Annotated in this window: 10 protein-coding genes and 3 pseudogenes; 11 read left to right on the top strand and 2 right to left on the bottom strand. The window is 62.8% G+C overall.

Going from position 1 to position 16121, the window contains the following annotated elements:
- The first annotated feature begins 124 nt into the window (after nucleotides 1-124).
- Nucleotides 125-1228: a phosphoribosylaminoimidazolesuccinocarboxamide synthase gene (locus tag ACF2JD_RS08585; RefSeq protein ID WP_163155692.1), complete on the top strand. Its 1104-nt coding sequence runs from the start codon at nucleotides 125-127 to the stop codon at nucleotides 1226-1228.
- Between the two features lie 128 nt (nucleotides 1229-1356).
- On the opposite strand, the gene ACF2JD_RS08580 is transcribed toward ACF2JD_RS08585, so the two are convergent.
- On the bottom strand, nucleotides 1357-1959 hold the full coding sequence (locus tag ACF2JD_RS08580) for a short chain dehydrogenase (RefSeq protein ID WP_440987194.1): 603 nt from the start codon (nucleotides 1957-1959) through the stop codon (nucleotides 1357-1359).
- Nucleotides 1960-2057: 98 nt separating this feature from the next.
- Between ACF2JD_RS08580 and ACF2JD_RS08575 the strand changes: the two are divergent.
- The 4 genes and pseudogenes from ACF2JD_RS08575 (at nucleotide 2058) to ACF2JD_RS08560 (ending at nucleotide 4997) form a co-directional block, all read left to right on the top strand.
- Nucleotides 2058-2958: pseudogene (locus ACF2JD_RS08575) on the top strand (LysR family transcriptional regulator).
- A 69-nt stretch (nucleotides 2959-3027) separates the two neighbouring features.
- Nucleotides 3028-3666, top strand: coding sequence for a DUF2057 domain-containing protein (locus tag ACF2JD_RS08570; protein ID WP_392417556.1), 639 nt, complete (start codon nucleotides 3028-3030; stop codon nucleotides 3664-3666).
- Nucleotides 3667-3736: 70 nt separating this feature from the next.
- Nucleotides 3737-4183, top strand: coding sequence for an HIT domain-containing protein (locus tag ACF2JD_RS08565; protein WP_440987193.1), 447 nt, complete (start codon nucleotides 3737-3739; stop codon nucleotides 4181-4183).
- Nucleotides 4184-4301: 118 nt separating this feature from the next.
- The gene (locus tag ACF2JD_RS08560; protein ID WP_440987192.1) at nucleotides 4302-4997 is read left to right on the top strand and encodes a DUF3334 family protein; all 696 of its coding nucleotides are present in this window, start codon (nucleotides 4302-4304) and stop codon (nucleotides 4995-4997) included.
- Nucleotides 4998-5066: 69 nt separating this feature from the next.
- Here the strand turns inward: ACF2JD_RS08560 and ACF2JD_RS08555 are convergent, their stop codons facing one another.
- Nucleotides 5067-6065: a DUF2860 family protein gene (locus ACF2JD_RS08555; protein ID WP_440987191.1), complete on the bottom strand. Its 999-nt coding sequence runs from the start codon at nucleotides 6063-6065 to the stop codon at nucleotides 5067-5069.
- Between the two features lie 202 nt (nucleotides 6066-6267).
- Here ACF2JD_RS08555 and arcB point away from each other — a divergent pair, with 202 nt between their 5' ends.
- The 6 genes and pseudogenes from arcB to ACF2JD_RS08525 all read left to right on the top strand — a co-directional run bounded on the left by arcB (nucleotide 6268) and on the right by ACF2JD_RS08525 (nucleotide 16118).
- Nucleotides 6268-8580: an aerobic respiration two-component sensor histidine kinase ArcB gene (gene arcB, locus ACF2JD_RS08550; RefSeq protein WP_411634214.1), complete on the top strand. Its 2313-nt coding sequence runs from the start codon at nucleotides 6268-6270 to the stop codon at nucleotides 8578-8580.
- Between the two features lie 51 nt (nucleotides 8581-8631).
- Nucleotides 8632-9995: pseudogene (gene dgt, locus ACF2JD_RS08545) on the top strand (dGTPase).
- 315 nt (nucleotides 9996-10310) lie between these two features.
- A pseudogene (locus ACF2JD_RS08540) lies at nucleotides 10311-10512 on the top strand (hypothetical protein).
- Between the two features lie 147 nt (nucleotides 10513-10659).
- A complete protein-coding gene (locus ACF2JD_RS08535) occupies nucleotides 10660-11205 on the top strand; it encodes a transporter substrate-binding domain-containing protein (protein WP_440987190.1) in 546 nt (181 codons plus the stop codon).
- Nucleotides 11174-14914 (top strand): ATP-binding protein, encoded by a 3741-nt coding sequence (locus ACF2JD_RS08530; protein WP_440987189.1) that lies wholly within the window; start codon nucleotides 11174-11176, stop codon nucleotides 14912-14914. The genes ACF2JD_RS08535 and ACF2JD_RS08530 overlap by 32 nt, the downstream gene beginning before the upstream one ends.
- Nucleotides 14907-16118: an EAL domain-containing response regulator gene (locus ACF2JD_RS08525; protein WP_162520174.1), complete on the top strand. Its 1212-nt coding sequence runs from the start codon at nucleotides 14907-14909 to the stop codon at nucleotides 16116-16118. Before ACF2JD_RS08530 ends, ACF2JD_RS08525 begins: the two co-directional genes overlap by 8 nt.
- Nucleotides 16119-16121: the final 3 nt, after the last annotated feature.

Genomic DNA, 16121 nt, shown 5'->3' with positions numbered 1-16121 from the left:
AAGGGCCCTCCTGGGAGCCTGCCCCGGCAGAGGGGCCTAGCGCTGTTTAGCTGAATGAATCCTTCGTAGACAGGAGCCTGATGCGCCTGTCTTGTCAGTCCCACAACAGGAAGTGTTATTAGCCATGAGTCTTGCAGATCAAGTATTGGCGGTGAATGACGATTTGCCGATCCGTACCGATAAACCTGTCCATTCCGGCAAAGTGCGCAGCGTCTACTGGTTGACCCCGGCAGACAGTGCCCGGCTCATAAGAGAGAAAGGCTATGATGTGCCCGCGGATACGCCGCTCGCCCTCATGGTGATCAGCGATCGCATCTCGGCCTTCGACTGCATCTGGCAGGGGGTGGATGGCTTGAACGGCGTGCCGGGCAAGGGGGCTGCACTCAATGCCATCTCCAGCCACTGGTTCAAGCTGTTCAAGGAGAAGGGACTGGCGGACAGCCACATCCTGGATATCCCGCACCCCTTCGTCTGGATAGTGCAAAAAGCCCGCCCCGTGATGATTGAAGCCATCGCCCGCCAGTACATCACCGGCTCCATGTGGCGTGCCTACAAGGACGGCGAGCGGGAGTTCTGCGGCATCACCCTGCCGGAAGGGCTCAAGAAGGATCAGAAGCTGCCCGAGATCCTCATCACTCCCTCCACCAAGGGTGTGCTGAAAGGGTTGGACGGCGTGCCGGAAGCGGACGACGTCAACGTCTCCCGTGCCGACATAGAGCGCCACCATCAGGCCTTCGGCTTCCGCTCCCCGGCAGACATAGAGAGCTATGAAGCCCTGCTCAAGGAGGGTTTCAACGTCATCAGCGAGGCTCTGGCCGCGCTCGATCAGATCTTCGTCGATACCAAGTTCGAGTTTGGCTATGTCCAGGATGCCGCCGGTCGCGAGAAGCTCATCTACATGGACGAAGTGGGTACCCCCGACAGCTCCCGCATCTGGGACGGCGCCGCCCTGCGCAATGGCGAGATCGTCGAGAAGTCCAAAGAGGGCTTCCGCCAGTGGCTGCTGAACCACTTCCCGGATCCGGACATCCTGCTCAACAAGAACCGCATGCCGGAACGCTTCGCCCTGGCCCGGGACAACAAGCTGCCCACCGAGGTGATGATGGACATCTCCCACACCTACGTGGGGATCGCCGAGAAGGTCATAGGCCACAAGCTGGTGCGCAGTGCCAATCCCAAGCAGGAGATCATCGAGGTGCTGCGCGAGCAGTACGGTCTGATCGACTGAGGCTGACCGCCTTTTTTTGCCGCCGGCGCACAAACGTTTGCCGGTGGTGAAGGCAGCAAGCCGACAAACAGACGGGCCCCATGACGGGGCCCGTTTTTATTGGCGTCTGGCCGTGGGAGAGGGCGGCCTCAGCCATTGACCCTGAAGATCTGGCCGGTCTGCACTCCCAGCACCGACTTCTGGTAAGCCTGCGCCACCCTGGCGGCGGGCACAGGCACGAAGCCCGGGAAGAAGTCGGCGTATTTGTCCATGGACTCCTCCAGCACGGTCGGGCTCACCACGTTGATGCGCAGGCCCCTCGGCAGTTCGCAGGCGGCCCCCTTCACGAAGTGCTCTATGGCGCCGTTGATGGTGGTTGCACTGACCCCCCAGTGGATGGGCTCCTCGCTCAGTATGCCGCTGATGAGGGTGATGGATCCCTTGTCGTTGAGATAGGGAATGGCGGCGCGGGTCAGGTTGATCTGGCCCATCAGCTTGCTTTGGAGCCCCAGTTGCCACTGCTCGTCCGTCATCTCGGTCAGGGCGTTGAAGGCGACGCTGCCGCTGGCGACCACCAGGGCATCGAACCGGCCTATGCCCGCAAACAGGGCGGCGATGGAGGCGCCATCAGTCATGTCGACGGTGGCATCCCCTCGGCTGTGGCCGACCCGGATCACCTGGTGGTCTCTGGCAAGCAACTCGCTGACGGCGGAACCTATGGTGCCGGAGGCACCCACAATCACAATTTTCATCTTGGTCACTCCTGATGGGGATGTGTTGATGATAGCTGGATGAAAAGGGAGAAAAAGCGCTTAAGATGAACCCATTGTTTCCATATTGGAGCTAATGAATGGACATCGCCCATCTGAGCAGTTTCTACGAGGTGGTGCAGCGTGGCAGTTTCTCCGCCGCCGCCGATGCATTGGGGGTGAGCAAGGGGATGCTGAGCCGCCATGTCAGCGCCCTGGAGTCCGCCCTCAATGCGCAACTGTTGCAGCGCACCACCCGTCGCCTCAGCCTGACCGAGGCGGGCAGGACCCTCTATGTGCAGGCAGGCCAGATAGCCGCGCTGGCCCGCCAGGCGGAGCAGGACATCCAGGCCCTGACCGAGGAGGACAGCGGTCGCTTGCGCTTCACCTGCCCGGTCAGTACGGGGGATCGCATGGTGAGCGAGCTGCTGGCGCGCTTCGCCGAGATCTGCCCCGGGGTCGAGGTGGAGCTCAATTTCACCAACGCCATGATCGACATGAGTCAGGGGGAGAATGACATCGCCCTGCGCGCCATGGATCAGGTGCCGGACAACCTGGTGGCGCTGCCCCTCGGGCAGCTGAAAGATGTGGTGGTGGCGAGCCCAGCCCTGCTGGCCCGGGAGGGGCTCCCCGCCACCCCCTATGAGCTGGGCGGGCGCCCCTGCCTGCTCCAGGGGCACAACCCGGCCTGGGAGCAGTGGCATTTTCGCAAGGCAGGGGAGGAGGCCCACATCCTGGTGCAGGGCAAGGTGCGGGCCAATCACTACAGCACAGTGCTGCAACTGGCCCGCTCGGGCATGGGGTTTGCCAAGTGCCCGCTGATGCTGGTGGAGGACGAGTCTGGCCAGGGGCGAGCTGGTGGCCGTGCTGACGGACTGGCAGACGGCCCTGCACCCGCTACATGTGCTCCATGCCCAGCAGCGCCGGGTGCCGCGCAAGATACGGCTGTTCAAGCAGGTGCTGGCCCAGTGGTTTGCCGAGCGGCCCCACTACCTGCTCTGAGCCCGTTATTTTTCTGTCATCTTTGGCTGCTAGCCTGCGCCCATCATAGCGAGCAGAGAGAGACAGGGAATGAAGGGTCATCAGGGTTGGGTTGGGATCATGTTGCTGTGTGCCGGCTTGTCGTGTGCCGGCTCGGTGCAGGCCGAGGTCAGGGTCGAGGTTCCCGGGGATTTCCAGATCCTGGCGGTGAGCGACGGCAAGGTGCAGGACGAGCAGCATGGGGTGCTGGCCGACGGGGCGCAGCAGTTGCTGGTGCGCTATGAGGGGGTGATCCCGAGTCGCAACAGCAGCGACAACGATCGCCAGATCCGCTCCGAGCCCCAGGTGATCCGCTATGAGGCCCGCGGTCAGTCGGTGCGCCTGCAGGCCGCGGTGCCCACCGACGAGAAAGGCATGGAGCGCTACGCCAAGACGCCGGTCGTGAGCCTGCTGGCGGGGGACAAGCCCCTGAAGGTGCAACAGGATGCCCTGGTGGTCAACGGCATGCAGATCGGCATGGACTGGCACGCCAGGTTGATGGAGTACAACCGCGGCACGGGCAAGGCGGTGCTGGCGATCGGCGCCGTGGCGACCACGGCAGCGGTGACGGCGGCCCAGGCCCCTTCAGTCCCTGCCAGCGAGCTGGAGGGGCAGTTGCAGCAGCTCTTCCTGCAGGCTGACCCCGAACTTCGCAAGCGCTTCATCGGTTGGGCCGTGCCCCGGCTTTAAGTTTGCCCCCCGTTGCAGTAACGTGGGCACACTCATCTCCTGACGTGCCCATGTTGACCAGCGAGGCCCCATGTTTGAATTGCATCCCCGCCTGCAGGCGGATACCCAGATACTCGGGGATCTCCCCCTTTGCCGCGTACTGCTGGCCAAAGACAGCCAGTATCCCTGGCTCATCCTGGTGCCCAGGATCGCCGGGCTGCGGGAAATCCACCATCTGCCTCCCGAGCAGCAGCAACAGCTGATGCAGGAGTCCTGCGCCGTCGCCACCCTGATGGAGCACGCGCTCAATCCGGACAAGATCAACGTGGCGGCGCTCGGCAACCTGGTGCCCCAGCTGCACCTGCACCATGTCGCCCGTTTCAGCACGGATGCCGCCTGGCCCGGTCCCATCTGGGGAGTGCACCCCGCGATTCCCTATCAGGCACAAGATTTGCGACAGCAGGCCGATAACTGGCGAGCCCGGTTGGCCACTCTGGGTGGATTTCAGCCGTTTCTGACTGACAATCTGGTCAAGTGAGAGGCGGCTCGCGGTTTCAGCACCGGGATCACGCAATCTGTTAGCGTATCGGACGCGCGCGTGATGACATGGGCGGTGAGACAGACAAGCCTATTTTTTCGATCAGCAGGAAGGTTCCATGATAGTAACAAGATCCGAGGATGATGCCGTATTGACCACAGAGGACGTGCTGCTGAGCCTGTGCAATTCGGTCACGGGCGTCCTGAGCGCGGCGACCCAGACCCAGGTGCGCTTCTCCGGCATGGTGCAGCGGATCAGCAAGACCTGCCTCAAGCCGGATATCGGCTGCTTCGTGCTGTTTGATGGCGGCTTCTCCGGCTTGGTGGTGATCAACTTCTCCGCCGCCGCCATGGAGCTCTACCAGAGCTACATGCTGAGCATGGGGCTCTCCAAGGAGGATCTCGCCATCTCCCACACCTCTGACGAGGTGAGCAACGTCATGGGCGAGCTGATGAACCAGATCCTCGGCAGCTTCACCGGCAAGGTGGGGCGCGAGCTGCAGACCCACATCACTCAGAACCAGCCCAAGATGCTGGCCCTGAACAAGCAGGTGATGCTGAGCGTGGATACTAACCTCGACAATCCCGAGACCCGCAGGGTCACCTTCTTCACAGCCAGCAACAACATCTTCTATCTGGAGCTGGCGATGGACGGCACCGAGTTCATTCGGCTGCACAACGAGGGCAGGGATCAGGAGGAGATTGACCCCGATGCGCTGATCGCCCAGACCAAGCTGGCGGCGACCAAGCCGGCGCAGGCGGTCGCGCCTGCGAGCAACGAGCACGACGATCTGCTGGATTCCCTCGGCATCTGACGCCGTCAGGAAGCGAAAAAAAGCGAGGCCACCCCTGGGGTGGCCTCGCTGTTTTCGACAGGGTTCGGCTTAGAAGTTGTACAGCAGGCCGGTGCTGAAGCGGGTGGCCTGGGTATCGTAGAATTCGATGTCGGAGTCGGCGCCTGAGTAGGCTGCGGTGAAGGTCGCGGCCAGGGCCTTGACCCCGAACAGGTTGTGCCAGAAGAAGGTGCCGTTGATGGCGAACTCGTCTGCATCGGCACGCTGGCCGAACAGGGGATTCGCCTCGTCATACTTGCGCTTGCCGGCATAGAGGTTGCTGACGATGGACCATTGTGGGCCCCGCTTGGCGTAAGTCAGCTGCAACCCTGTGTTGTCGAAGCTCTCGGCACTGCCGTCGAGCCTGGCCTGCTTGTAGAGGATCGCCGGCTCCAGCAACTGGTTGCCGCCGAAGTGGAACTGGTAGGAGAGCGCCATGTCGTGCACCTTGCCGTTGCGATCCAGCATGGCGGCATACTGGGTGCCGTGGGTCTGGTCATACTGCTGACCGCTGCGCTCCTCGTCCAGATCCACTTCCCGGGTGGTGAGGGTACCGTAGAAGTTGCTGCCCCAGATCTTGTCCCAGGCAAAGCGCACTCCCTTCGACTTCACGTCGGTGGCGCTGCGATCTACCCCGGTGGCGAAGGGATCGCTCCACAGCTCCACCGGCATGGCGTTGAACACCAGGGAGGTGGCCACTATGCCCTTGTCGCCCATCTCCTGGCGCAGGCCCAGCTGCTGGGTGAAGTCGAAGCGCACCGCATCCTGGATAAGGTTGCCGAGGAACACCTGGGTGCGGGTGTCGGCGAAGGTGTAGCGGATGTCGGCGTTGATAAGCGGCGTCAGGCCGCTCTCGCTGTCGGAAGAGCCGAGGTCGTTGATTCGACTGTGGTTGTCATCGCCGGCGTAGAAGTTGGACTCGTAGCTGACGACATTGACCCCGCCGAGCAGGAAACCGGACCAGCCGGACTCTCTGGGGATCTCGCCAAGATCGGCGTGGGCGGCATTGGCGGCTAGCAGACCAAGACTCAACAGGACATGATTGCGCATGGGGTGTGCTCCTGACACAAGGGATGACAAGGGTGGCAGTGCGGCTCGGGATCCTTTACTGAACCGGAGCTGACTGACTCAGGCGGGAATGCTACCCCAGTCGGAGTGTGACGTTAATCAATAATTTAAGGTGCAAGGGGCAAGAGTTCAGGGGCGCCGTACTGGTATTCTGTTTGCGCAATAACGGGGAGAAAACAACGAGATGAAGCAAATCAAATCCTGGGCGCAATACTATGTCGACCTGATGACCAAGCTGGGACTGGTGCGCTTCAGCATGTTCCTGGCGACCGCCATCATAGTGCTGGCGGTCTCCATCCAGATGGGGGTGACCCTGTTTCTGCGCGGCACTGTGGACATAGTCGACCTGGTGCGCTCTGTCTTCTTCGGCCTGCTGGTGACCCCCTGGGCCGTCTATTTCCTCTCCATAGTTGTGGATCAGCTGGAAGACTCCCGCCAGCGGCTGACCCGCATGGTGCGCAAGCTGCAGGACATGCGCGAGCGCGACCTCGAGCTCAACAGCCAGTTGCAGGAGAACATCAGCCGCCTCAATGCCCAGATAGCCGAGACCAACCGGGCCGAGACCCTGCGCCAGCAAGCCATAGAGGATCTGGAGAACGAGGTGTTCCAGCGGGAGAAGGCCCAGCTGCACCTGGGGGAGCGTACCGCCCTGTTGCGCTCCTTCATAGACTGCTCCCCGGATCTGGTCTACTACCGCAACGAGGACGAGCAGTTCTCCGGCTGCAACCGCGCCATGGAGGAGCTCACCGGCAAGGTGGAGGCTGAGCTCATCGGGCTGACCCCGTTCGATGTCTACAAGCAGGAGATAGCCAACAAGGTGGTGGAGACCGACAAGCAGGTCTTTGCCAGCAACGAGCCCCTCACCTATGAGCAGTGGCTGGAGTACCCCGATGGCCGCAAGGCCTACTTCGAGCTGCGCAAGGTGCCCTTCTTCGACAGGTTCGGCAAGCGGCTCGGCCTGCTCGGCTTTGGTCGCGACATCACGGAGCGCAAGCAGTATCAGGACAAGCTGGAGAAGGCGAGCCGGGACAAGACCACCTTCATCTCCACCATCAGCCACGAGCTGCGCACCCCGCTCAACGGCATAGTGGGGCTGAGCCGCATGCTGATGGACACCCCCCTCGATGCCAAGCGGCAACAACAGCTCAAGACCATCCACCTGAGTGCTGTGACCCTGGGCAATATCTTCAATGACATCATCGATCTGGACAAACTCGACCGCCGCCGCCTCGAGATAGCGCCTGCCCCCATGGACCTGCCCGCCTTCCTCGACGAGCTGGAGATGCTGTCGCGCATCCAGGCGGAGCAGAAGGGGCTCTATCTGCATTTCGACAGGGATGGCGACATGCCGCAGTTCGTGATGGCGGACGGCACCCGGCTGCGTCAGGTGCTGTGGAACCTGGTGGGCAATGCGGTCAAGTTTACCGACGAGGGCGGGGTGACGGTGCGCTGTCTCGCCCACGCCGCCGATGAACCGGGCAAGCTGGCGCTGCACTTCGAGGTGGAAGACACCGGGGTCGGCATTCCCCGCGCTCAGCAGGAGAAGATCTTCGCCATGTACTATCAGGTGCAGGGCAAGAAGCACGCCACCGGCACCGGCATCGGCCTCGCCGTCTCCCGCCAGCTGGTGCAGGCCATGGGCGGTCAGCTCTATGTGGACAGCGATCCGGGCGAAGGCTCCTGCTTCACCGCCGAACTGGAGGTGGATTGTGTCGAACCGCAGGCGACCCCGCCTGAGCCCGAGATGCCCTCCCTGGATATTCTGCTGGTGGAGGACGTGGAGCTCAACGTCACCGTCGCCTGCGCCCTGCTGAACAAGCTCGGCCATCAGGTGCAGGTGGCGCGGGACGGCACCCAGGCGCTGGCCATGGCCAACCCGGATGACTTCGACCTCATACTGCTGGACATCCAGCTGCCGGACATGACCGGCTTCGACGTAGCGGCCCAGCTGCTGGCCCGTTACGGCGACAGCCTGCCCCCCATGGTGGCACTCACCGCCAACGCCACCGGCGATCGCCAGTACTATCGGGATCACGGCATGCAGGATGTGATCAACAAGCCGCTCGGCTCCAAGGCGGTGCGGGAGGTGATAGGCCACCTGTTCGCGGATCTGGCGGACGACGAGGCCGATGAGCAGGCGGACGCGGGCAACCAGGATGCGCTGCTGGATCTGCCCTTCCTCACCGATTACGCCAGCACGGTCGGCAAGCCGGTGCTGCTCTCCAGCGTCGATCTGTTCGAGAAGATGATGCCGGACTACATGGCGGTGCTGGACTCCAACATGATTGCCAAGGATCAGGCCGGTGTGGTGGAGGAGGCGCACAAGATAAAAGGGGCGGCGGGCTCCATCGGCCTGCGCCGCCTGCAGCAGACGGCCCAGCTTATCCAGAGCCCGGATCATCCCGCCTGGTGGGAGAACGTGGAGGACTGGATTGAGACACTGCGCCGTGAATATCCCGGCGACATCGCCCGTTTGCGGCGCTGGTTGTTGTCGTGAGGCTGGAGGTTGTCTTGAGTCTGATGGAAGTTGCTGGCAAGGAGCCGCACCATGTATGACAGTCTGATTACCCCGGCGCGCATTCACCCCTGGGGCAGCGAGGCGCTGCTGGAGGCGACCGAGCAGGATCGCGCCCGCATAGTACAGGCGGCGCCGGTGCGCCGCCTGCAGCAGAAGACCCAGGTCTTCCCGCTGGATGTGAAGGCCTCGGTGCGCAGCCGCCTCACCCACTCTCTGGAAGTGCAGGAGACCGGTCGCCAGATCAGCAGGCGCATCCTGGCGGCCCTGCCGGCGGGCACGGTCTGTGAAGGGGCCTTTTATCAATCTGGTGGAGATGTCCTGCCTGCTTGCACGACGTGGGCAACCCGCCGTTCGGCCACTTCGGCGAGCAGGTGATGAGCCAGTGGCTCGGCGAGATGCTCGTTCCCCTCTATCAGCAGGCGCTGGCGCAGCCACCCTCGGCCCAGTGGGCTGAGTTGCGTCAGGACCTGCAACTGTTTGATGGCAACGCCCAGAGCCTGCGGCTGGTGCACAGCCTGCACGAGCTGAACCTGACCCTGGGACAGCTGGCGGCGCTGTGCAAATACCCGCAGCAGCCCCAACCGGGGTGAGCTATGGCCAGCATCATGGCTGGAGCAGCAAGCGGGGCATCTTCTTCAGCGAGCAGCCGCTCTACCGCGCCCTCGGCCAGAGTCTGGGATTGGCTCCCGGCTGCCGTCATCCGCTGGTTTACATCATGGAGGCGGCCGATGACATCTCCTACTGCATCGCCGATCTGGAAGATGCGGTAGACCGGCGGATCCTGACTCAGGGTGAACTGCTGGCGGCGCTGCGAGCTGCCGATGAGAGCGACTACATGGGCACCTTGCTGGATGAGGCGCTGGCCTCGGGCGGGGCTTCTTCCCCCATTTTCGCCAGCAGTTGACCCGGGATCTGGTGGCGCTGGCGGCGCAGAGCTATGTCAGCGAACATCAGGCCATTTTGCAGGGCTCCTACCCGCAAGCGCTGCTGCACGGTCAGGCGCCGGCGGCGCGGGTGCTCGATATCCTCAAGCAGGTGGCCCGCGAGCTGGTCTTTATGCGCCCCGAGGTGGAAGCGCTTGAGCTGGAAGGGTATGCGGCGCTGCGCGGGGTGCTCACCAGTTATGCCTGCCTGCTGGCGCTGCCAGCGCCACAGTTTGCCCGCCTGCTGGCCGGGGAGGGGAGTCAGGCGCTTTTCTTTGCGCGCCGCCTCTATCACCGCCTCTCGGCCCGTCACCTCAAGGCCTACCGGCTGGCGATCGCCACCCCGATCCACGTTTTGCCTGTAAGCATGAGCAGGAGTGGTATTACCGGGTGCGGCTGCTGCTCGATTATGTCAGCGGCATGACGGATACCTACGTGCTGGAGGAGTACCGGCTACTCTCGGGGATCTGATGCCCCCGGGGGGGCTTCGGGCAGCATAAAATGCCGTAAAAACGTTTAAAAAGGAGTCGCAAGAGGCTTGTTTTAAATTCGGATATTTTTTAGACTTCTGCAACCTGTTCAACTTTTATCCTGTAAGGAGACGAATATGCAACATCTGATGCTCAATATTGCATTCTCTCGCGGCACTGCGTGCGGCGTGAAATCTCGTGCTCTTTTACCGCGTGGCGTAAACAGGTAACCCCTGTCTTTTTATCACCCGCGGTTCGTCCCGCAGGGTGATATCCACTTTCTCCGGGAGAACCGCATGTTCAACTGGAGAATGTCATGTCTATCGAACTGGTTTTACTGCGCAGTGTTGAATCCCTGGTCCAGAAAGGATTGCCCGGGTCGAGCGTCGTCTCGTGCAGGTCAATCTGTCACCCGCCCTGCTCAAAGATATCGGGCTGGAAGGATATCAGGTCAAATCGCCCTCGTTCGCGAGCGGGAGTATCAAACCGGCTTCCGCCTCGGGAATCGAATAACCTGATGCGAGGGGCTTGTTTGCCCCCTTTCTGCTGGCATTGATGGCAGACTTCGGCCTGCCATTTTTTGTCCTGATGAGCATTACGAATTTTTATTCGCACATTTTGCCAAAATCCCTATGATCCCCCTCCTATCCATACGGGAGTTAACTATGCTTTGCCGCTGCTATCGCCTCATCCTGTTGTGCTGGCTGGCTTGCTGTAGCCAGGGGGCGACGGCGGTCGAGACGCTGCTGGACAGGAGCGCCTTAACGCCCTCCGGGCAGCAATGGCTCTTCACCCACGATGAGCTGGTGGTCGGCATGCCAGCGACGGCCTGGCCCCCCTATATCTATACCGATGGCCGGGGAAACTTCACCGGCCCTCTGGATGCCTTTGCCTCGCAGATTGCGGGCAGCCTGGGTCTCGAGCTGCGTTATCGCACCTATGCCAACAATACGGCGGTCCAGCAGGCGTTGCTGGACGGCAAGATTGACATGGTGATAGGCGTGGCCCCCAGCCCGATCCGCAAGCTGCAGATGCTGTTTACCTCAGAGCTGATGGCGCTGCCCCGCGCCGTGCTGTTGGCGAAGGGGAACGACACCCTCTCCCTGGCGGCGGCTCGTCAATTACGCTGGGTGTGTGAACAGGGATTCAGCTCCTGCGAGGAGCTGGCGGAAGCTGGGCATGGACCAGCTGGCGCAGGCGGACAGCAGTGACGAGGCGATCTTCATGCTCAAGGAGGGGAAGGCGGACGCCTATCTGGCCGAGCTGCCCATGTTGAGCCGCCTGCAGGCCATGGCGGGCATGGCGGTCACCACTGTGGACTGGATGAAGGATACCTCCCTCGCCATGGCGGTGGCGCCGGGCAACGAGCCGCTGCAGGAGCTGCTCGAGCGGGCGCTGGATGACATCTCGCCCGGCGAGCGTCGCCGCATCCTGGAGGCGGGGGGCATAGTTGACTATGAGCTGGTGAAGGGCAGCAAGGAGGTAGTCTTCAGCGCGCCGGAGCAGGCGTGGCTGCAGCAGCACCCTGTGCTCAAGTATGGGGTCGCCCCGGACTGGCCCGGGATGAGCGAGATAGACGACAAGGGACGGCTCAAGGGGCTGGTTGCCGATCTGCTGGCGATGTTGAACCAGCGCGCCGGCCTGCAGTTCACCCTGGTGCAGACCAAGAACTGGGCCCAGACACTCGAGCTGTTCCAGGCTCGCAAGCTGGATGTCATCCCGGCCATGACCCCAACCATGGAGCGCCAGCAGTTTGCCCGCTTTACGCCCAATTACGTCTCTTTGAATCGGGTGATAGTGGGCAGGCATGGCATGGCGGAGCTGGCCAGTCCCAGGGAGTTGAAAGGGTACAGGGTGGGCATGGTGGGGGGCTCGGTGGAGAAATCCCTGCTGAGCGAGGTGGGGGCCGAGCCCGTGACGGTCGCAAGCGATCCCGAGCTGCTGCCGCTTTTGGATCAGCAGAAGGTGGACTATTTGCTGATGAGCATGACCACCCTGGAGCAGTCGTTGCAGCGGGGCTTCAGCGATCGCTATCAGGTAGTCTTCTCCGGCAGCGAGTTGCGGGTTCCCATCGCCATGGCGGCCCACCTGCATGATCCCATGTTGCAGCAGATCCTGACCAAGGTGCTGCTCTCAATCCCCCCGGCGGAGCTGGTCGCCCTGGAGAAGAAGTGGCTCTCCCTGACCATACAGACGGGGCTGGATCCGCGTAAAGTGCTGCTCTGGTCCTCCCTAGGCGGGGGGATTTTTCTGCTCTTCCTGCTGCTGTTCGTGGGCTGGAACCGGACTCTGCGCCGCCAGATCAGTCAGCGGCGGGAGGCGGAGCGTCGGCTCGAAGAGCAGCTGGTGTTCGTCCAGATGATGCTGGACGCCCTGCCCAACCAGGTGGTGCTGACCAATGAGCACTATGAAATCGCGATGACCAACCTGGCATATCGGCAGATGTTCCTGGGGGGCGAGAACCTGAACGGCTCCTATGAGCGCTTGCTCAAGGACCGGCTGCCGGAGGCCATTCGGGCCAGGGTGATCGAGGAGGATGCCAGGGTCTGGGAGAGTGGCGAGGAGCTTCACGGCCGCGGCGAGATCCAGCTCGCCGACGGTGTCGAGCATCAGATGATCTACACCAAGCGGCTGTTTGTCGGCCCCGACGGCAAGCGGCTCGGGATCCTGACCGTACTGACGGACGTCACCGAGCTGAGGCAGGCGCGTTCCGCGGCGCAGGAGGCGCAGACCCGACTGACCCAGATCACCGACAGCATGCCGGGGCTGGTCTATCAGTATCACTGGCTGGGGCCGGGCAACGGCAACTTCCTCTACACCTCCCAGGGGCTCAAGGAGATGCTGGGATCCGAGGAGGCCGACGACAGCCTTCTGGGGCTGACGGGGCAAGCCCTGCATGACTTCGTGACCGCGGTGGAGCGCCATGCCCTGACCATGCAGCCGCTGGATCTCGAGGTGGAGATCAAGCGCCAGGGACAAGCGGGCTACCTGCAGATCCGGGGCCACTTCGTGCGACAGGAGGGGCTGGAGGGGGTCATCCTGAACGGGGTGGTACAGGACATCACCAAGCTCAAGCGCCAGGAGCTGGAGCTGCGTGAGGCTAGACGGGTGGCGGAAGACGCGACCCAGGTGCGCAGCCGGTTCCTCGCCACCATGAGCCACGAGTTGCGCACCCCCATCTCCGGCATGCACGGCATGCTGGAGCTGCTGCAGATGAGCTCCCTCGATGACGACCAGCGTTACATGCTGCGCAACATCTCGACCTCCACCAATCACCTGCTCTATCTGGTGAACGACATCCTGGACTTCTCCAAGATGGAGGCAGGGCAGCTGCAACTCAATCCCCATCCCTGCCGGTTGACCTCTGTCATCTGCGACGTCATCCGGGGTCATGCCACCCTGGCCTATGGCAAGGGGCTCAACGTGACGCTGGCGTGGGGGCCTGAGGTGCCGGATCACGCCAGCATGGACGCGGTGCGGGTGGGTCAGGTGATCTCCAATCTGCTCAACAACGCGGTGAAGTTCACCGAGGCGGGGGAGATTGCCATCCAGGTGGGCTATCAGGACCATCGGCTGACATTGAAGGTGCGGGATACGGGGATCGGCATAGCCCGGGAGAAGCAGGTCAATCTGTTCACCCCCTTCAAGCAGGTGGAGTCCGACATCACCCGGCGTTTCGGCGGCACCGGACTCGGGCTCGCCATCTGCCATCAGCTGACCCTGAAGATGGGGGGTAGCCTGGTGCTGGAGAGCGAGGGGGGGGTAGGCACCACTGTGACCTTCGCCATTCCCCTGGCCGAGTGCCGGTGGGATGCCCCGCCGCTGGCAGGTCAGCGTTGGTGGTGGTTCGGTGAGGACGAGGTACTGCAAGCCGTGATGGAGCAACTCGGCGCCACACTCCACCTCCTGACCGCCGAGCAGTGGCGTCATCCCCTTGAGGGTTACCTGCTGGCGCAGGAGAGCCGCCTGGAGCAGGCCCTTGGCAGTGGCTGGTTGCAGCATTTGCAGCAATCTTCCCTCAAGGGCATAGTACTCTCCCCCCATGAGGCATTGCGTGGCCGCATGGGCAGTGACGCCTGGTGGCGGATAGGCCAGTCTCCCATCTACCCGGACCTGCTGCTGGAGACCTGTCGCCAGTTGTCGAGCGAGCGGCCGAGCCAGCCGATGCAGATGCAGGGAGAGCGGCTCAGGGGCAGGGTGCTGGTGGCGGACGATCATCCCGTCAACCGCGCGCTGCTGACCCGCCAGCTCGCCATCCTCGGCATAGACCCCGAGGTGGTGGATGATGGGGAGAAGGCGCTGCGCGCCTGGCAGGGGCAGGAGTTCGCCCTGCTGCTCACCGACTGCCACATGCCGGTGATGGATGGCTATACCCTGGCGCGCACCCTGCGGGCGGCCGGTGACGAGGCGCCCATCATAGGTGTCACCGCCGACACCTCGGAGGAGGCCAGCCAGCAGATGCTGGAGGCCGGCATGAACGACATGCTGTTCAAGCCCTACAGCCTGGAAACCCTGCGCCAGACCCTGGCTCGCTGGTTACCGGCGGTCAGCCCGCAACAAGAGACAATGGTGCCCCGGCAAGCAGAGGTTCAGGCACCGGGAATAAGCTGGTTGACCCTGTTTGGTGACGAGGCGGTGGCGCGCAGCATGGGGAGGGAGTATCTGGAGGCCAACCGGCAGGATGGCGAAGACATGATGCTGGCGCTGGCCAGACAGGATACCCAGGCGCTGGTGGAGACGGCGCATCGAATCAAGGGGGCCGCCCGCATGGTGGGGCAGCAGGCCCTGGCGACCGAGGCCGCCCAGCTGGAGGCGGCGGCCAGGTTGAAGCAACTGGACAGACTCGACGAGCTGGGCCAGACGGTACAGGCATTGATGGACTCTATCAGAGGTGAAATGGAGTTATGGCTCGATGAATAGTGCACGGCATGAGTTGGTGATCATGGTGGTGGAGGATCACAACTTCCAGCGCAAGGCCCTGATGCACCAGATCCGCGGGCTTGGCTACGGCAACCTGCTGGAAGCCCAGGACGGAGAGGAGGCGCTGACCCAGTGTCAGCACCATCAGGTCGACATCCTGTTCTGCGATCTGCGGATGCCGGGCATGGATGGCATGGCCCTGCTGCGTCGACTCTCCCTGGGTGGCTTTCGCGGCGGCATAGTGCTGTGCAGCGCGCTGGAAGACGATGTGGTCGACGCCGTGCTGCGCATGAGCCGCGCCTACGGCCTGCAGGTGCTGGGGCGCATCGACAAACCCGCCAGTCATCAGCAGATAGCCCAGTTGATCGGCGCCTGGCAGCCCCAGCAGGCGCGCAGCCAGGAGGAGGATGGCCACAGCCTGAGTCTGGATGAGCTGTGCCGGGCCCTGGAGCAGGACCAGCTGCTGCCCTGGTATCAGCCCAAGGTGAGTTTTGAAAACGGTCAGTGGGTCGGCATGGAGGCGCTCGCCCGCTGGCAGCACCCCGAGTATGGGCTCATCTCGCCGGCCCGCTTCATCCCGCTGGCGGAGCACAACGGGCTCATGGATCCGCTGACCGAGGTGATCATCGGCAAGTCACTGCGCGACGGCCACCTGTGGGAGAAGACAGGGCTCTCCCTCAACCTGTCGATGAACCTCTCCACCACCTCGCTTATCGAGGGGGATCTGTGCAATACCCTGCTCAATCACTGCCAGCGCTGGAGCATCAACCCCGAGCTCATCACCCTGGAGGTGACAGAGAGCGCCTTCGTCAAGGATCTCGGCAAGTCGCTGGAGGTGTTGACCCGCTTGCGGATGCACGGCTTCGGCCTCTCCATCGACGACTTCGGCACCGGCTACTCCTCCATGCAGCAGCTCGCCCTGCTGCCGTTCACCGAGCTGAAGCTGGACAGATCCTTCGTCGATCGCTGCTATGAAGATCCCTCCCGCCTCGCCATCATCGAATCCAGTATCGAACTGGCGCGCAAGTTGGGGTTAAAATCGGTGGCAGAGGGGGTCGAGGACGAGGCCACCTGGCTGCTGCTGGCCAGGCTGGGGTGCGATCAATGCCAGGGGTTCTTCTCCGCACGCCCCATGCCACGCGAGGAGTTGCTCGTCTGGCATGACACCTGGCGCGAACGATTGCCCGCATTGATCGGGCGCTAATCA

This window comes from Aeromonas ichthyocola (assembly GCF_046087985.1).
Lineage (GTDB): Bacteria > Pseudomonadota > Gammaproteobacteria > Enterobacterales > Aeromonadaceae > Aeromonas > Aeromonas rivipollensis.
The sequence above is the reverse complement of the archived record's forward strand: the minus strand, read 5'-3'. Positions and strand labels throughout refer to the sequence as shown.

Bases quoted from the DNA above. Each gene is read 5' to 3' on its own strand.
- ACF2JD_RS08580 (WP_440987194.1), bottom strand. From the start codon at position 1,959: ATGAAAATTGTGATTGTGGGTGCCTCCGGCACCATAGGTTCCGCCGTC.
- ACF2JD_RS08585 (WP_163155692.1), top strand. From the start codon at position 125: ATGAGTCTTGCAGATCAAGTATTGGCGGTGAATGACGATTTGCCGATC.
- ACF2JD_RS08530 (WP_440987189.1), top strand. From the start codon at position 11,174: ATGGACCAGCTGGCGCAGGCGGACAGCAGTGACGAGGCGATCTTCATG.
- arcB (WP_411634214.1), top strand. From the start codon at position 6,268: ATGAAGCAAATCAAATCCTGGGCGCAATACTATGTCGACCTGATGACC.
- ACF2JD_RS08555 (WP_440987191.1), bottom strand. From the start codon at position 6,065: ATGCGCAATCATGTCCTGTTGAGTCTTGGTCTGCTAGCCGCCAATGCC.
- ACF2JD_RS08535 (WP_440987190.1), top strand. From the start codon at position 10,660: ATGCTTTGCCGCTGCTATCGCCTCATCCTGTTGTGCTGGCTGGCTTGC.
- ACF2JD_RS08565 (WP_440987193.1), top strand. From the start codon at position 3,737: ATGTTTGAATTGCATCCCCGCCTGCAGGCGGATACCCAGATACTCGGG.
- ACF2JD_RS08560 (WP_440987192.1), top strand. From the start codon at position 4,302: ATGATAGTAACAAGATCCGAGGATGATGCCGTATTGACCACAGAGGAC.
- ACF2JD_RS08570 (WP_392417556.1), top strand. From the start codon at position 3,028: ATGAAGGGTCATCAGGGTTGGGTTGGGATCATGTTGCTGTGTGCCGGC.
- ACF2JD_RS08525 (WP_162520174.1), top strand. From the start codon at position 14,907: ATGAATAGTGCACGGCATGAGTTGGTGATCATGGTGGTGGAGGATCAC.